The organism is Sphaerotilus sp. (assembly GCF_041083715.1).
Classification (GTDB): domain Bacteria; phylum Pseudomonadota; class Gammaproteobacteria; order Burkholderiales; family Burkholderiaceae_C; genus Sphaerotilus.
This window is the reverse complement of sequence record NZ_JBFPGY010000241.1, coordinates 14308-27008: the sequence shown is the minus strand read 5'-3', so window position 1 is coordinate 27008 and position 12701 is coordinate 14308. Positions and strand designations below refer to the sequence as shown.

General features: G+C 69.1%; 14 protein-coding genes. 2 read left to right on the top strand and 12 right to left on the bottom strand.

From position 1 onward, the window contains the following. The first annotated feature begins 216 nt into the window (after positions 1 to 216). Positions 217 to 1047 carry a UDP-2,3-diacylglucosamine diphosphatase gene (locus tag AB3X43_RS10690; protein ID WP_369429830.1) on the top strand — a complete coding sequence of 277 codons (831 nt, stop codon included), beginning with the start codon at positions 217 to 219 and terminating at the stop codon, positions 1045 to 1047. Here the strand turns inward: AB3X43_RS10690 and AB3X43_RS10685 are convergent. The 3 genes from AB3X43_RS10685 to AB3X43_RS10675 all read right to left on the bottom strand — a co-directional run bounded on the left by AB3X43_RS10685 (position 1034) and on the right by AB3X43_RS10675 (position 4329). Further along, positions 1034 to 2083 carry a glycosyltransferase family 4 protein gene (locus AB3X43_RS10685; RefSeq protein ID WP_369429829.1) on the bottom strand — a complete coding sequence of 350 codons (1050 nt, stop codon included), beginning with the start codon at positions 2081 to 2083 and terminating at the stop codon, positions 1034 to 1036. The genes AB3X43_RS10690 and AB3X43_RS10685 overlap by 14 nt on opposite strands. After that, complete coding sequence (gene lplT / locus AB3X43_RS10680; RefSeq protein ID WP_369429828.1) at positions 2080 to 3318, bottom strand: lysophospholipid transporter LplT; 1239 nt, start codon at positions 3316 to 3318, stop codon at positions 2080 to 2082. Before lplT ends, AB3X43_RS10685 begins: the two co-directional genes overlap by 4 nt. 111 nt (positions 3319 to 3429) lie before the next feature. Beyond that, a complete protein-coding gene (locus AB3X43_RS10675) occupies positions 3430 to 4329 on the bottom strand; it encodes a transglutaminase-like domain-containing protein (RefSeq protein WP_369429827.1) in 900 nt (299 codons plus the stop codon). Between the two features lie 72 nt (positions 4330 to 4401). Here AB3X43_RS10675 and AB3X43_RS10670 point away from each other — a divergent pair, with 72 nt between their 5' ends. Beyond that, positions 4402 to 5064: a DUF2278 family protein gene (locus AB3X43_RS10670; RefSeq protein ID WP_369429826.1), complete on the top strand. Its 663-nt coding sequence runs from the start codon at positions 4402 to 4404 to the stop codon at positions 5062 to 5064. A gap of 15 nt (positions 5065 to 5079) precedes the next feature. Here AB3X43_RS10670 and AB3X43_RS10665 read toward each other — a convergent pair whose 3' ends face one another. From AB3X43_RS10665 to AB3X43_RS10625, 9 genes are read right to left on the bottom strand one after another with little or no spacing between them, the layout of a single operon-like run. Continuing rightward, positions 5080 to 5400 carry a nuclear transport factor 2 family protein gene (locus tag AB3X43_RS10665; RefSeq protein WP_369429825.1) on the bottom strand — a complete coding sequence of 107 codons (321 nt, stop codon included), beginning with the start codon at positions 5398 to 5400 and terminating at the stop codon, positions 5080 to 5082. Between the two features lie 34 nt (positions 5401 to 5434). Beyond that, positions 5435 to 6571, bottom strand: coding sequence for an acyl-CoA dehydrogenase family protein (locus tag AB3X43_RS10660; RefSeq protein WP_369429824.1), 1137 nt, complete (start codon positions 6569 to 6571; stop codon positions 5435 to 5437). A 41-nt stretch (positions 6572 to 6612) separates the two neighbouring features. Beyond that, positions 6613 to 7302, bottom strand: coding sequence for an SDR family oxidoreductase (locus tag AB3X43_RS10655; protein WP_369429823.1), 690 nt, complete (start codon positions 7300 to 7302; stop codon positions 6613 to 6615). Further along, complete coding sequence (locus AB3X43_RS10650; RefSeq protein WP_369429822.1) at positions 7299 to 7946, bottom strand: LysE family translocator; 648 nt, start codon at positions 7944 to 7946, stop codon at positions 7299 to 7301. The genes AB3X43_RS10655 and AB3X43_RS10650 overlap by 4 nt, the downstream gene beginning before the upstream one ends. A gap of 10 nt (positions 7947 to 7956) precedes the next feature. After that, on the bottom strand, positions 7957 to 9135 hold the full coding sequence (locus tag AB3X43_RS10645) for an acetyl-CoA C-acyltransferase (RefSeq protein ID WP_369429821.1): 1179 nt from the start codon (positions 9133 to 9135) through the stop codon (positions 7957 to 7959). Further along, positions 9132 to 10931: a bifunctional isocitrate dehydrogenase kinase/phosphatase gene (aceK, locus tag AB3X43_RS10640; protein WP_369429820.1), complete on the bottom strand. Its 1800-nt coding sequence runs from the start codon at positions 10929 to 10931 to the stop codon at positions 9132 to 9134. Before aceK ends, AB3X43_RS10645 begins: the two co-directional genes overlap by 4 nt. A 16-nt stretch (positions 10932 to 10947) precedes the next feature. Continuing rightward, a complete protein-coding gene (can, locus tag AB3X43_RS10635) occupies positions 10948 to 11622 on the bottom strand; it encodes a carbonate dehydratase (protein WP_369429819.1) in 675 nt (224 codons plus the stop codon). Between the two features lie 48 nt (positions 11623 to 11670). Further along, positions 11671 to 12150: a PaaI family thioesterase gene (locus AB3X43_RS10630; protein ID WP_369429818.1), complete on the bottom strand. Its 480-nt coding sequence runs from the start codon at positions 12148 to 12150 to the stop codon at positions 11671 to 11673. Positions 12151 to 12196: 46 nt separating this feature from the next. Beyond that, positions 12197 to 12637: a MerR family transcriptional regulator gene (locus AB3X43_RS10625; RefSeq protein ID WP_369429817.1), complete on the bottom strand. Its 441-nt coding sequence runs from the start codon at positions 12635 to 12637 to the stop codon at positions 12197 to 12199. Positions 12638 to 12701 lie beyond the last annotated feature (64 nt).

The following is a 12701-nucleotide window of genomic DNA, read 5'->3' as shown; positions in this document are numbered from 1 at the left end:
CGTGAGCGTGAACGCGACGGCGATCGAGCGCGTGGTGTTCCGGAGCCTCTGCCTGTGCAGGGAGCGTTTCATCGGTTTCCTTGTACCGGGCATCGGCGCGGCTGCCCCAGGTGGTCAGGCTAGCGCAGAAGGGGCGCTGCGCCCAGCCCGTGCCGATGCTCCGAACGGTCATCGCTGCGTCATGCCCCGGTCATGGCGGTTACGGACGATGGCTGCATGAACCCTGCCTACGAGCCCGCCGAGACGGTCGGGCGGCGCCTCTCGGTGCGCACCGTCTTCATTTCCGACGTGCACCTGGGCACGCCGGGCTGTCAGGCCGAGGCACTGCTCGACTTCCTGCGCTGCGTCGAGTGCGAGACGCTCTACCTCGTCGGCGACATCGTCGACGGCTGGCAGCTGATGCGCCGCTGGTACTGGCCGCAGGCGCACAACGACGTCGTGCAGAAGGTGCTGCGCAAGGCGCGCAAGGGCACGCGTGTCGTGCTGGTGCCGGGCAACCACGACGAGTTCGCGCGCCGCTACCTCGGCCACAGCTTCGGCGGCATCGAGGTGGTCGAGGATGCCCTCCACCAGACCGCCGACGGCCGGCGCTTCTGGGTCATGCACGGCGATCTGTTCGACGGCGTCGTGCAGTGCGCACCATGGCTGGCGCACATCGGCGACGGGCTCTACCAGTTCACGCTGCGCCTGAACCGCACGCTGAACTCGGTGCGGGCCCGGGTCGGACTGCCGTACTGGTCGCTGTCGCGCTACCTGAAGCTCAAGGTCAAGCGCGCGGTCAGCTTCATCGGTGACTTCGAGGCCGCGGTGATCCGCGAAGCGAAGCGCCGTGGCGTGGATGGTGTCGTCTGCGGCCACATCCACCACGCCGAACTGCGCACCGTGGATGGTCTGACCTACGCCAACGATGGCGATTGGGTCGAGAGCCTGACGGCGCTGGTCGAACATGGCGACGGCCGCCTGGAGATCATCGAATGGTCCGAGGTGCTGCGCCAGCGGCAGCGCGCGGCGGTGCCGGCGCTGCCACTGTCGATCACGGCGACGTGAGCTGCGCGGTGCCGCTGGTCGGCGTGACGGCGCGGATCGGTTGCAGCGCCTGCGCGAACTGGCGGGTGGCCGCTTCCCAGGTGTAGCGCTCCGCGAACGCACGCACGCGCCGGCGGTCGCACTGCAGCGCGGCCAGGCAGGCGCGGCGCAGATCGGTGTCGATGACACCGCCTTCGCCGCTCGGGCCGACCACGTCGATCGGGCCGGTGGCCGGCAGCGCCGCCACCGGCGTGCCGCAGGCCATCGACTCGACCAGCACGAGCCCGAAGGTGTCGGTCTCGCTCGGGAAGACCATCACGTCCGCGCTGCGGTAGAGCGCCGCCAGGTCCGGCCCGGACAGCACACCGAACCAGCGCACGCCGGGGTATTGCCGCTGCAGCCGCGCCGCCTCGGGGCCGGCGCCGGCCACCCACTTCTCGCCGGGCAGGTCCATCTGCAGGAAGGCATCGACGTTCTTTTCCACCGCCAGCCGGCCGATGTAGAGAAACACCGGTCCGCTGCCCTCGGCGCGCGGCAGCGTCGGACCGTCCGGTGTGAACAGCTGCAGGTTGACGCCACGGCTCCACGGCGTGGGCAGCTGGTAGCCGTGGGTGCGCAGCTCGGTGCCCATGTGTTCGGTGGGTACCAGCGTGGCCTGGCCGGCGTTGTGGAAGCGGCGCAGCAGCGCGTGGGTCCAGCGCACGGGGATGCGGGTGCGCAGTTGCAGGTACTCGGGGAAGCGGCTGTGGTAGGCCGTCGTGAACGGCCAGCCACGCGACAGCGCCACCGAGCGCGCCGCCCAGCCGAGCGGGCCTTCGGTGGCGATGTGCAGGCAGTCGGGCGCCAGCGCGTCGAGCACGCGGGCGATCCGTCCCGGCGTCACCGCGGCCAGCCGGATGTCCGGGTAGGTCGGGCACGGCACGCTGAAAAACCCCTGCGGCGACACGAACTCGACCTGGTGGCCCAGCAGGCCCAGCTCGTGCGCGGTCATCTTCAGGGTGCGGACGACGCCGTTGACCTGGGGCTCCCAGGCGTCGGTGACGATGGCGATCTTCATGGACTGTCCTTGCAGGAAGTGGAAAGCGTGGAACGTTCAGGCCGTGCAGAACCGGGTATCGCCAGCACCTGGCGCTGCAGCTGCCGGTGGCGCAGCGCGATCAGCGCCATCAGCCCGGCGACCAGCCCGCCGAAGCCGGTCACCAGCGTGCCCAGGCCGAGTTCCAGCCCGGCGCACAGCGCATAGCTGCCGAGCATGAGCAGCACGCTGGCGTTTTCGTTGAAGTTCTGCACGGCCACCGAGCGGCCGGCACTCAGCAGCGTGCTGCCGCGGTGCTGCAGCAGCGCGTTCATCGGCACGACGAACAGCCCCGCCAGCAACCCGGCCGTGGCCAGCACCAGCGCGGCGGGCAGCCAGCGGTGCACGCCCGGCATCAGCAGGATCACCAGCCCCAGCAGCACACCCAGCGGCAGCACCCGGGTCGCCTGCGCCAGCGGCACCAGCCGCCCGGCCAGCGCCGCGCCCAGCACGACGCCGGTCGCCGACAGGCCCTGCAGATACGCTGCCTGTGCCAGCGTCAACCCGAGTTGTTCACCGGCCCAGCGCAGCACCAGGAACTGCAGCGTCGCGCCGACGCCCCAGAACAAGGTGGTCGTGGCCAGCGAGACCTGGCCGAGCGGGTCGGACCACAGCCGCAGGTGGTCGCGCCGGAACGCCCGCCACTGGTGCTGCAGCGGCGGTGCGGCGGGATAGCGGGCGCCGCTGTCGGGAATGCCCAGGTTCAGCAGCGCGGCCAGTCCGTAGAGCGCCAGCAGCACCGCGAACCCGGAGGCGGCGAAGCGCGGCTCGCTCAGCCCACCGCCGAGCACCGTGCCGAGCAGGATCGCCAGCACGGTCGTCACCTCGATCCAGCCATTGGCGGCCACCAGCCGCTCCGGGCGCACCAGCTCGGTCACCAGCCCGTACTTGGCCGGCGAATACACCGCCGCACCGGCGCCCGCGGCGCAGAAGCAGGCCGCCACCGGCGCACCGGCGGCCATCGCTGCGCAGGCCAGCGCCTTCACCGCGTTGGCTGCGCCCATCACGCGCGCCTTGGGCCAGCGGTCCGCCAGCGGGCCGACGACCGGCGCCAGCAGCACATACGCCAGCGTGAACACCAGCTTGAGCAGCGGCGGCAGCCAGAGCGGGCCACCCCGGGCCGCCACCTGGGCAATCGCCACCAGCAGCAGCGCGTTGTCGGCCAGCCCGGAGACGAACTGCGCCCCCATCAGCAAGTGAAAACCGCTGCGCTTCACGCCGGCACCCGTTCGCTCGATCAGTCGATCGGGCGAGTGTCGGCAGCGGGCGTGACGCCCGCGTGAAACGGCGGTGCGCGGATCAGGCTGGGATCGGACGCAGAGCCGCGGCTACCCCTGCGCGGTGGCGGCAGGCACGGGCGGCGTGCCCGCATCGGTGGACAGCGCCTCGCGGCAGCGCACCGGCCGCAGCAGGCCCTGCGACGGGTCCTCGATGGCCCGCGTCATGATGAACGGCGCCTGCGAGCGCACGCCGCCGAAGATGGTCGCGAACGCCACGTCCGCGGCATCCCGCCCGGTGCCGAAGCGCACGAAGGCCATCGGGATGGCGGTGCCGGACGGGTCGAAGATGTACCAGCGGTCGCCGAGCCAGACCTCCACGTAGGCGTGGAAGTCCGGCGGGCCGAGCGCGGGGTCGGCGCCGAAGTCGGTGCCGGTGGCGAAGCGGGCCGGGATGTTCAGCGCCCGGCACAGCGCGATCATCAGGTGCGCGAAGTCGCGGCAGACGCCGACGCGCTCGATCAGCGTGTCCAGCGCCGAGGTGGTCGAGTTGGACACGTTGGACGTGAAGCTCACCCGGCTGCGCACCCAGTCCACGATGGCCTGCACACGCCCGTGTCCTTGCCACAGCGCACCGAATTCGTGCGCGGCGAGGCGCAGCAGGCGGTCGGACTGGCAGTAGCGGCTCGGGTAGATGTAGCCGATCACCTCCGGCGGCAGCCGGTAGACGGGCACCTCGGCCAGATGCGCCGGCTCGGCGAAGTGGTGGGTGATGTCGAGCGTGGCCGCGTAGGACAGCTTCAGCGGACCGGGCAGGGCGCGCACGCGCATGTAGCGGGTGCCGGTCGCCGCGTCGGTGTGGATGTGCGGCACGACCGGCTGGCTCAGCACCAGATGCTCGGCGGAGACTTTCTGGCAGGCGGTCTGGGCGGCGTGGATGTTGAAGACGAAGTCGGCGCCATTGGCATCGATGTCGTAGTTCAGCTCGACTTGCAGTTCGATGCGGATCATGGGGCTACCTGAAGGTGAGGAACGGAGATTTCATGCAGTATGCGTGCCTGGGTTTTTCATCGGGAGTTTTTCATGCCGCTGTCCACTTATGGCGTGCTCAAGGGCACCGTGCTCGGTCATCTGCGCAACGCGGACGATGACCATTACCAACTGCTCGTCGATGCCGGCGGCGAGATGGACCGCATCGCGGTCAACGTCAAGTCCTCGGCGCCGAATGCGCCGTCCATGGTGCTGTTCCAGACCGTGACCGCGCTGCCGGCGGCGTTCACCGCGGCACTGCTGGCGCTGCCGGCCGGCTACCGCCAGCTGCCGCACGCGTCGGGTGGCCTGGCCATCGACTACGTGCGCGGCGGCGTGGTCAAGCCGGCATCGATGAAGCCGGTGCCCCCGGACGCGCCCGGTGTCGACAACGACCTGAAGGACAAGGTCGAGGCTGCCGCGCTGAAGGCGATGGCCACACCCGGCGCACAGGTCTTCGCCTTCGGTGCGAAATGGGGACCGGAAACAACCAAGGCGGACCAGTACTTCAAGTTCAAGCCCGGCAACGGCATCCATGACATCCACATGAACCAGGGCAACGGCGCGCCGTACATGGCCGACAACGGCACCTGGCAGGACGGCGCGCTGGTGTTCGGCTACCCCGGCAAGGCGGGGGCGGCGTGGACGTGGCGGGCGTTCTTCTTTGCGTTCCAGTCGCAGAGTTTCAGGACGGACGACAAGGGCAATCCGGTCTGAGCTGCCGCGGCAGCGTCAGCAGTCGAGGCCGTGGAACGCCTGGTGCTGCGCGTAGCTGTCGATCCGGTGCCGGAACTTCGCGACCTGGCCGGCGGCGTTGAAGGTCCACAGGTGGGCTTCGTCGATCTCATGCACGCGGCGGCCGGTGGCTTTCACGGTGAAGTCGACATCGACGATGGCCACGACCAGACCGTCACCGGCCAGGAAGGTCTTGGGCACGAAGTGGGTGATCTCGATCTGGCCGAGCGCCTGGAAGAAGGCCACGGCCGCCGCGTGGCCGCGACCGCCCTGGACCCACGGCGTGTCGGTGGTTCGAGGGCCATATTCCCATTCCACGTCCCTGGCGACCTGTTCGAGGATTGCGGGGATGTCACCCCGCCGCCAGCGCCCGTCCGATCAGGATCTTCTGCACATCGCTCGTCCCCTCGTAGATCTGGCACACCCGCACGTCCCGGTAGATCCGCTCCACCGGAAAGTCGCTGACATAGCCATAGCCGCCGAAGGTCTGGATCGCCATCGAGCAGACCTTCTCGGCCATCTCGCTGGCGAAGAGCTTGGCCATCGCGGCTTCCTTGAGGCAGGGGATGCCGGCGTCCTTCATCGACGCGGCGTGCCAGATGAGCTGGCGGGCGGCTTCGAGCTGCATCGCCATCTCGGCCAGCCGGAACTGCACCGCCTGGTGCTCGAAGATCGGCACGCCGAAGGCCACGCGCTCCTTGCTGTAGCGCAGCGCCGCCTCGAACGCCGCCCGCGCCATGCCCAGGCTCTGCGCCGCGATGCCGATGCGCCCGCCTTCCAGCCCGGCCAGCGCGATCTTCAGGCCCTGGCCTTCGTCGCCCAGGCGGTTGGCGGCCGGGATGCGGCAGTTCTCGAACAGGATCTGCGCCGTGTCCGAGCTGTGCTGGCCCATCTTGTCTTCCAGGCGCGCCACCGTGTAGCCGGGCGTGCCCGTCGGCACGAGGAAGGCGCTGATGCCGCGCTTGCCGGCGGCCTTGTCGGTCACGGCCATGACGATCGCCACGTCGCCGTGTTTCCCGCTGGTGATGAACTGCTTGACGCCGTTGAGCACGTAGTCGTCGCCATCGCGCACTGCCGTCGTCTTCAGCCCGCCCGCTTCCGATCCGACGTGCGGCTCGGTCAGGCAGAACGCGCCGAGCAGGTCGCCACGGGCCAGCGGCTTGAGGAACGCCTGCTTCTGCGCCTCGTCGGCGAAGCCCATCAGGATCGAGCAGACGGGGCAGTTGTTGACGCTGATCACCGTCGAGGTGCCGCCGTCGCCCGCCGCGACCTCTTCGAGGATCAGCGCCAGCGCCAGGTAGTCCAGCCCTGCGCCGTCGTACTCGGTCGGCACCGCCACGCCGTAGCAGCCCAGCGCGGCCAGCCCCTTCAGCTCGGCAGCGGGGAAGTGGTGCTCCTTGTCCCAGCGCGCCGCGTGCGGGGCGATCTGGTCTTGCACATAGGAGCGGATGGCGTCCTGGATGGCGCGGTGGTCGTCGCTGAGCAGCATGGGCGTCTCTTTCGGGGTCTTGTTGTGGGCAGTCGGTGGACTTACCAGGGCAGCGGTGTGCCGTCGTGGTTCAGGAAGCTGCCGTTGTCGGCCGGGCCGAGCCGGGCAAAAGTGCCGCGCAGCGAGGCCGCACTGTCCTCGACCGAGAGCTGCCCCTGCGGCCCGCCCATCGCCGTGCGCACCCAGCCGGGATGGACGGCGATGCAGGTGGCGCGGTCGGCCAGCGCCAGCGACACGTCCTTCATCACCGAGTTCAGCGCGGCTTTGGACGCGGCATACAGCCAGCCGGTCGTCTGCTGCCGAGCGCCGATCGAGGCCATCACCGACGACAGGAACACCACCCGTGCGTCTGGTGCCAGCGCGTCCAGCAGTTGTGGAAGGACGCGCATCGGGCCGAGCACGTTGGTGTGCATGACCTGGTCGAAGTCGAGGTCGCCGGGGGTGTCGAGCGTGCGCAGGCGCGGGCCGTAGACGCCGGCATTGACCACGACGAGGTCGAACGCCTCGCCGTCGATCTGCCAGGCGAGGCCCGAGACGCTGGCCGTCCGGGCGACATCGATCCGCAGGGCCTGGGCGCCCAGCGCGGTGAGTGCCTGCAGGCCCGGCTCGTCCCGCGCCGTGGCGGTGACGCGCACGCCCTCGGCGCGGTACTGGCGAACGAGTTCCAGGCCGATGCCGCGCGAGGCGCCGATGACCAGGACAGAGGAGGGGAGCGGGTGGTGTGGAGTCATGGCAGATCCGTGCGGGCCAGTCTGGCCGCCAAACCGAGAAAGAGCAGACCGCCCAGCCCGTCGAGCCAGCGGCCCGGGGTGGCCGAGCCTTGGCCGAGGTAGCGCAGCCGTGCCGTCAGCAGCACGAGTGCGGTGAGGAAGAGCGCGCTCTGCAGCACGAACCAGCCGCCGAGCGCGAGGAAGGCCAGCGTCTTGTGCGCCGCATCGGCGTCGATGAATTGGGGCAGGAAGGCGAGGAAGAACAGCGCCACCTTCGGGTTCAGCACGTTGGTCAGCAGCCCCTGCCGGAACACCCGTCCGAGCGGCACCGGCACCATGGCGACGGCCTCGGTGGTGGGCGCGGCCGGTGCCGCCAGCGCGCTGCGCAGCATGCCGAACGCCAGCCACACCAGATAGGCGGCGCCGATGCCCTTGAGCACGCTGAACGCCGTCGCCGACACCGCCAGCAGCGCGGCCAGTCCGAAGGCCGCCGCCAGCGCATGCACGACGCAGCCCGCGCTGATGCCCGCAGCCCCCGCCAGCCCGGTACGCAGGCCGTGCTGCAGCGTGCGGCTGACGGTGAACACCAGATCGACGCCCGGCGTGGCGTTGAGCACCAGCACCGTCAGGGCGAACAGCGGCAGGTCGTGCAGGCCGAGGGTCATCGCGTGGTGCTCACAGCATCTCGACGGCCAGCGCCGTCGCTTCCCCGCCACCGATGCACAGCGCGGCTACGCCCTTCTTCAGCCCGCGCTGCTTCAGCGCGCCCAGCAGCGTCACCACGATCCGCGCGCCCGAGGCGCCGATCGGGTGGCCCAGCGCGCAGGCGCCGCCGTGCACGTTGACGATCTCGTGCGGCAGCCTGAACTCGGCCATCGCGGCCATCGTCACCGCGGCGAAGGCTTCGTTGACCTCCCACAGATCGACCTCGCCGGCCTGCCAGCCGGCCTTCTTCAGCGCCTTCTCGATCGCGCCGGCCGGGGCAGTGGAGAACCACGCGGGCGCCTGCGCATGCACGGCATGGCTGGCGATGCGGGCCACGGGCGTCAGGCCACGGGCCGCTGCGGTCGAGGCGCGCATCAGCACCAGCGCCGAGGCGCCGTCCGAGATGCTGCTGGCGTTGGCGGCGGTGATGGTGCCGTCCTTCTTGAACGCTGGCTTGAGGCTGGCGATCTTGTCGAGCTTGGCCTTGAAGGGCTGCTCGTCGTACCGGATCACGGTGTCGCCGCCGCGGCCCTTGACGGTCACGGGGGCCATTTCCCAGTCGAAGCTGCCGTTTTCGTTGGCGGCCTTGGCGCGGGTGGTGGAGGCGATGGCGAAGGCGTCCTGCGCCTCGCGGGTGAAGCCGTACTGCTCGACGCACTGCTCGGCGAACACGCCCATGGCCTTGCCGCGCTCGTAGGCGTCTTCCAGGCCGTCGATCGCCATGTGGTCGAACATCTGCGTGGCGCCGTACTTCACGCCCTTGCGCGCGAACATCAGGTGCGGCGCGTTGGTCATGCTTTCCATGCCACCGGCCACCACCACGTCGGCGCTCTCGGCCTGGAGCATGTCGTGGCCGAACATCATGGCGCGCATGCCCGAGCCGCACATCTTGCTCAGCGTCACCGCGCCGGCCGACTGCGGCAACCCCGCGGCCAGCACCGCCTGGCGCGCTGGCGCCTGGCCCTGCCCGGCCATCAGGCAGTTGCCCATGAGCACCTCGTTCACCGCGTCGCCGGTGAGGCCTGCGCGCTCGACGGCGGCGCGGATGGCCACGCCACCCAGTTCCCAGGCGGCAAGCGATGCGAAGTCGCCGAGCAGGCCGCCGATGGGCGTGCGCGCGGCCGAGACGATGACGATGGGGTCGGTCATGGAGAGTGCTCCTGTTGTGTTCGGGGTCGGTGGTGAGAAAAACGCTTGTCCTGCTCGTAGGGGAAGACATCGTGGACATGGCCGGCGCGGATGCGCGCCTGGTGGCCTTGCCAGAACGTGGCGTCGAGCAGGTCGGCGTGGTGCTGCAGGAACACGCGGCGCACCGCCGGATTGCCCAGCAGGAACGGCCCGAAGGTCTCGGGGAACACATCCCCGGGGCGCACCGTGTACCAGACCTCGCCGCTCATCTCCTCTTCCTCGTTGCGCGGCTCGGGCACGCGGCGGAAGTGGCAGTCGGTGACGTACTCGATCTCGTCGTAGTCGTAGAAGACCACCTTGTTGTGCCGCATCACGCCGAAGTTCTTCCACAGCATGTCGCCGGGGAAGATGTTGGCCGCCACCAGGTCCTTGATCGCGTTGCCGTACTCGATGACGGCGTGTTCGAGCTGCGCGGGCGTGGCGTCCTGCAGATAGATGTTCAGCGGGATCATCCGGCGCTCGATGTAGACGTGCTTGAGGATGACCTCCTCGTGGCCGTCGCCGTCGCGGTCGGAGATCTCCAGCAGGCTGGGCGCGAACTTCTCGATCTCGGCGATCAGCGCGTCGGTGAAACGCGCCCGCGGAAAGGCGACGTTGCTGAACTCCAGCGTGTCGGCCATGCGCCCGACGCGGTCGTGCTGCTTGACCAGCAGGTACTTGCTCTTGATCAGCGCGCGGCTGGTGTCCTTCTGCGGCGGGTAGAAATCCTTGATGAGCTTGAAGACGAAGGGGTAGCTCGGCAGGTCGAACACCAGCATCACCATGCCCTTGATGCCGGGTGCGATGCGGAACCGGTCGGTCGAGTGGCGCAGGTGGAACTGGAAGTCGCGGAAGAACAGCGTCTTGCCCTGCTTCTGCAGGCCGAGCGCGTTGTAGATCTCGCTGCGCGGCTTGCGCGGCATCAGCGAGCGCAGGAACTGCACGTAGGCCGAGGGGATCTCCATCTCGACCAGGAAGTACGCCCGCACGAAGCTGAACAGCCGCTGCAGGTCGTCCTCGCCGAACAGGGCCGCGTCGATGCACAGGCCGCCTGCTGCGGCGCTGTGCAGGATCGGCAGCGCGAACGGCGTCTCGACGTGGCCGTTGACGATCTTGCCGATGACGTAGGCGCCCTTGTTGCGGAAGAACAGCGAGGACAGCACCTGGAGCTGGAAATTGGTGCGCAGCCGGTCCCGGCCGATGGCGGCGTCCGCGGCGGCGTGCACGTCGTCCAGGTCGCGCTCGAAGCCCTCCCAGGCCCCTTGCAGGTCGAAGCTGCGCACGATCGCCGCCAGCGTGTCGCGCAGCGTCTCGCGGGTCGGATACCAGGCGCGGAAGGTCGGTTTGGCGGCGGGCTCGTCGTTCTCGATGTACTCGGTGGAGGCCGCCGGGCGCACGAAGATGAAGTCGTTGTGGAAGTAGTCCCGGTGCAGGATCTTGGTGGTCACCGAGTTGAAGAAGGTCTCGGCGAGTTCGGGCTGGTGGTGGTTGGTCAGCAGGCCGATGTAGTGCAGCTTGACCTGCTGCCACACGTCCATGCCGAGCGAGCCGGCCTGGAATTCGGTCTGCAGCCGCTCGGCGGCTTCGCGCACCCGCAGGTCGTAGAACTCGATGCGCTCGCGCTGGGCGCGCTGCTGACCGTGCCAGTCGGCGCGCTCGAAGCGGTCCTTGGCCTGGGCGCTGGCCTCGCGGAAGAGGCGGTAGTGCCGGTTGAAGCCCTCGATGAGCGCACGGGCGATGTCGAAGGCCCGGGTGTCGTTGAGCTGCTGCGGGAACATCGCGCCGTGCTTCCGCTCAGTCGCTGGCTTGGTCGCCGAGGTAGCGCTGCTGCACCGCCTCCACGGCGCGGGCGTGGGCTGGTTCGATGTCGTCGATGCCCGCCACCGTCATGCGCAGGTCTTCGAGCAGGCCGTTGTGCAGCCCGTAGACCCAGCCGTGGATGACGACCTCCTGTCCCCGCTGCCAGGCGTCCTCGACGATGGTGGTGCGGCAGACGTTGCGCGCCTGTTCCAGCACGTTCAGCTCGACCAGCGCATCGACGCGCCGCTCGGCCGGCACGTGGTCGAGGAAGGCGCGGTGCGTGTTGCGCACATCCTGGATGTGGCGCAGCCAGTTGTCGGCCAGGCCCACGCGCAGGTTGTTCAGCGCCGCCTTGACGCCGCCGCAGTTGGAGTGGCCTACCACGATGATGTGCCGCACGCGCAGCGCGTCCACCGCGTACTGGATCACCGACAGCGCGTTGAGGTCGCTCGGTACGACCACGTTGGCGATGTTGCGGTGCACGAAGAGGTCGCCCGGCAGCAGATCGACCAGCTCGTTGGCCGGGACGCGGCTGTCGGCGCAGCCGATCCACAGGTATTGTGGTGTCTGCTGCTTGAGCAGACGGGAGAAGAAACCAGGCTCGCGTTGTTCGACCTCGGCAGCCCAGCGGCGGTTGCTTTCGAAAAGCTCGTTCAGTTCGGTGCTCATGGACGGGATTGTTGCGTAGCGGCCGAGGCCACGGCTGACAAACGGGTTTCAGTGGCGCACGTTGTCGCGGCCGGTGACGGTCATCAGCGTGGCCGTGACCGTGGCGACGAGCTGGTCTTCGCCGGATCGGGTGGGATGGGGCTGCCACGCCTGCCCATCGGCGACGCTGATGGTGCGCCCGGCCTTGGTCACCCGGCCTTCGATGCGCAGCAGTGGCCCGCGTGCCGGGGCCAGCAGGTTGACCTTGAACTCGATCGTCAGCACCCCTGCCTCCGCCGGCATCAGCGTGGCAGCTGCATAGCCGCAAGCCGAGTCGAGCGCGGTGGAGACGATGCCGGCATGGATGAAGCCGTGCTGCTGCGTCACGCGTTCGCTGTGTGCCAGGGTCATCGCGATGCGGCCAGGTGCCACCTCGACCAGCTCGGCGCCGATCAGCGCCATGGCGGCCTGCCGGGCGAACGACTCGCGCACGCGGGCCGCGTAGTCCGGGTCGGCCGGCTGGAAGTCGGGGACGGGAAAAGGCTGCATGGTGCGTTGATTGACGTTTACGTAAACGTCAATCATAGCGGCATGATCAGCGTGGGGGCATCCGGGTTTGTCCCGCCTCGGCGAGCAGGCCCAGCGCCCGCTCCTCGTGCTGCTGGATCTCGGCCAGCGTGATCCGGATGTCTTCGAGCTGCTGTTCGAGCTGGTCGCGGTGGGTCTGCAGGATGGCCAGGAAGGCGTTGAGCTGCTGCGCCGTGTCGGAGGGCGACTCGTACATGTCCACGAGCTGCTTGATCTCCTGCAGGCTCAGGCCGAGGCGCTTGCCGCGCAACGTGAGCTTGAGCCGGGTGCGGTCACGCACGGTGTAGACGCGGTTGCGTCCGTCGCGGGCGGGGGTGAGCAGGCCCATGTCCTCGTAGAAGCGGATCGCGCGTGGCGTGATGTCGAACTCCTGCGCCAGCTCGGTGATGGTGTAGGTCACCAGGGAGACATCGCGGGCGTCCGGGGTCGAGCGGTCGAGGGTGGTCATGGATACACTGCCGTTGACGTAAACGTTAATCACTGAAACGAACGTCAGTCTACCCAGTCCAGAC

Coding starts and splice junctions, on each gene's coding strand:
- AB3X43_RS10685 (WP_369429829.1), bottom strand. CDS start 2,083: ATGAAGATCGCCATCGTCACCGACGCCTGGGAGCCCCAGGTCAACGGC.
- AB3X43_RS10670 (WP_369429826.1), top strand. CDS start 4,402: ATGCCGCTGTCCACTTATGGCGTGCTCAAGGGCACCGTGCTCGGTCAT.
- can (WP_369429819.1), bottom strand. CDS start 11,622: ATGAGCACCGAACTGAACGAGCTTTTCGAAAGCAACCGCCGCTGGGCT.
- aceK (WP_369429820.1), bottom strand. CDS start 10,931: ATGTTCCCGCAGCAGCTCAACGACACCCGGGCCTTCGACATCGCCCGT.
- AB3X43_RS10645 (WP_369429821.1), bottom strand. CDS start 9,135: ATGACCGACCCCATCGTCATCGTCTCGGCCGCGCGCACGCCCATCGGC.
- AB3X43_RS10625 (WP_369429817.1), bottom strand. CDS start 12,637: ATGACCACCCTCGACCGCTCGACCCCGGACGCCCGCGATGTCTCCCTG.
- AB3X43_RS10655 (WP_369429823.1), bottom strand. CDS start 7,302: ATGACTCCACACCACCCGCTCCCCTCCTCTGTCCTGGTCATCGGCGCC.
- AB3X43_RS10660 (WP_369429824.1), bottom strand. CDS start 6,571: ATGCTGCTCAGCGACGACCACCGCGCCATCCAGGACGCCATCCGCTCC.
- AB3X43_RS10650 (WP_369429822.1), bottom strand. CDS start 7,946: ATGACCCTCGGCCTGCACGACCTGCCGCTGTTCGCCCTGACGGTGCTG.
- AB3X43_RS10675 (WP_369429827.1), bottom strand. CDS start 4,329: ATGATCCGCATCGAACTGCAAGTCGAGCTGAACTACGACATCGATGCC.
- AB3X43_RS10630 (WP_369429818.1), bottom strand. CDS start 12,150: ATGCAGCCTTTTCCCGTCCCCGACTTCCAGCCGGCCGACCCGGACTAC.
- AB3X43_RS10690 (WP_369429830.1), top strand. CDS start 217: ATGAACCCTGCCTACGAGCCCGCCGAGACGGTCGGGCGGCGCCTCTCG.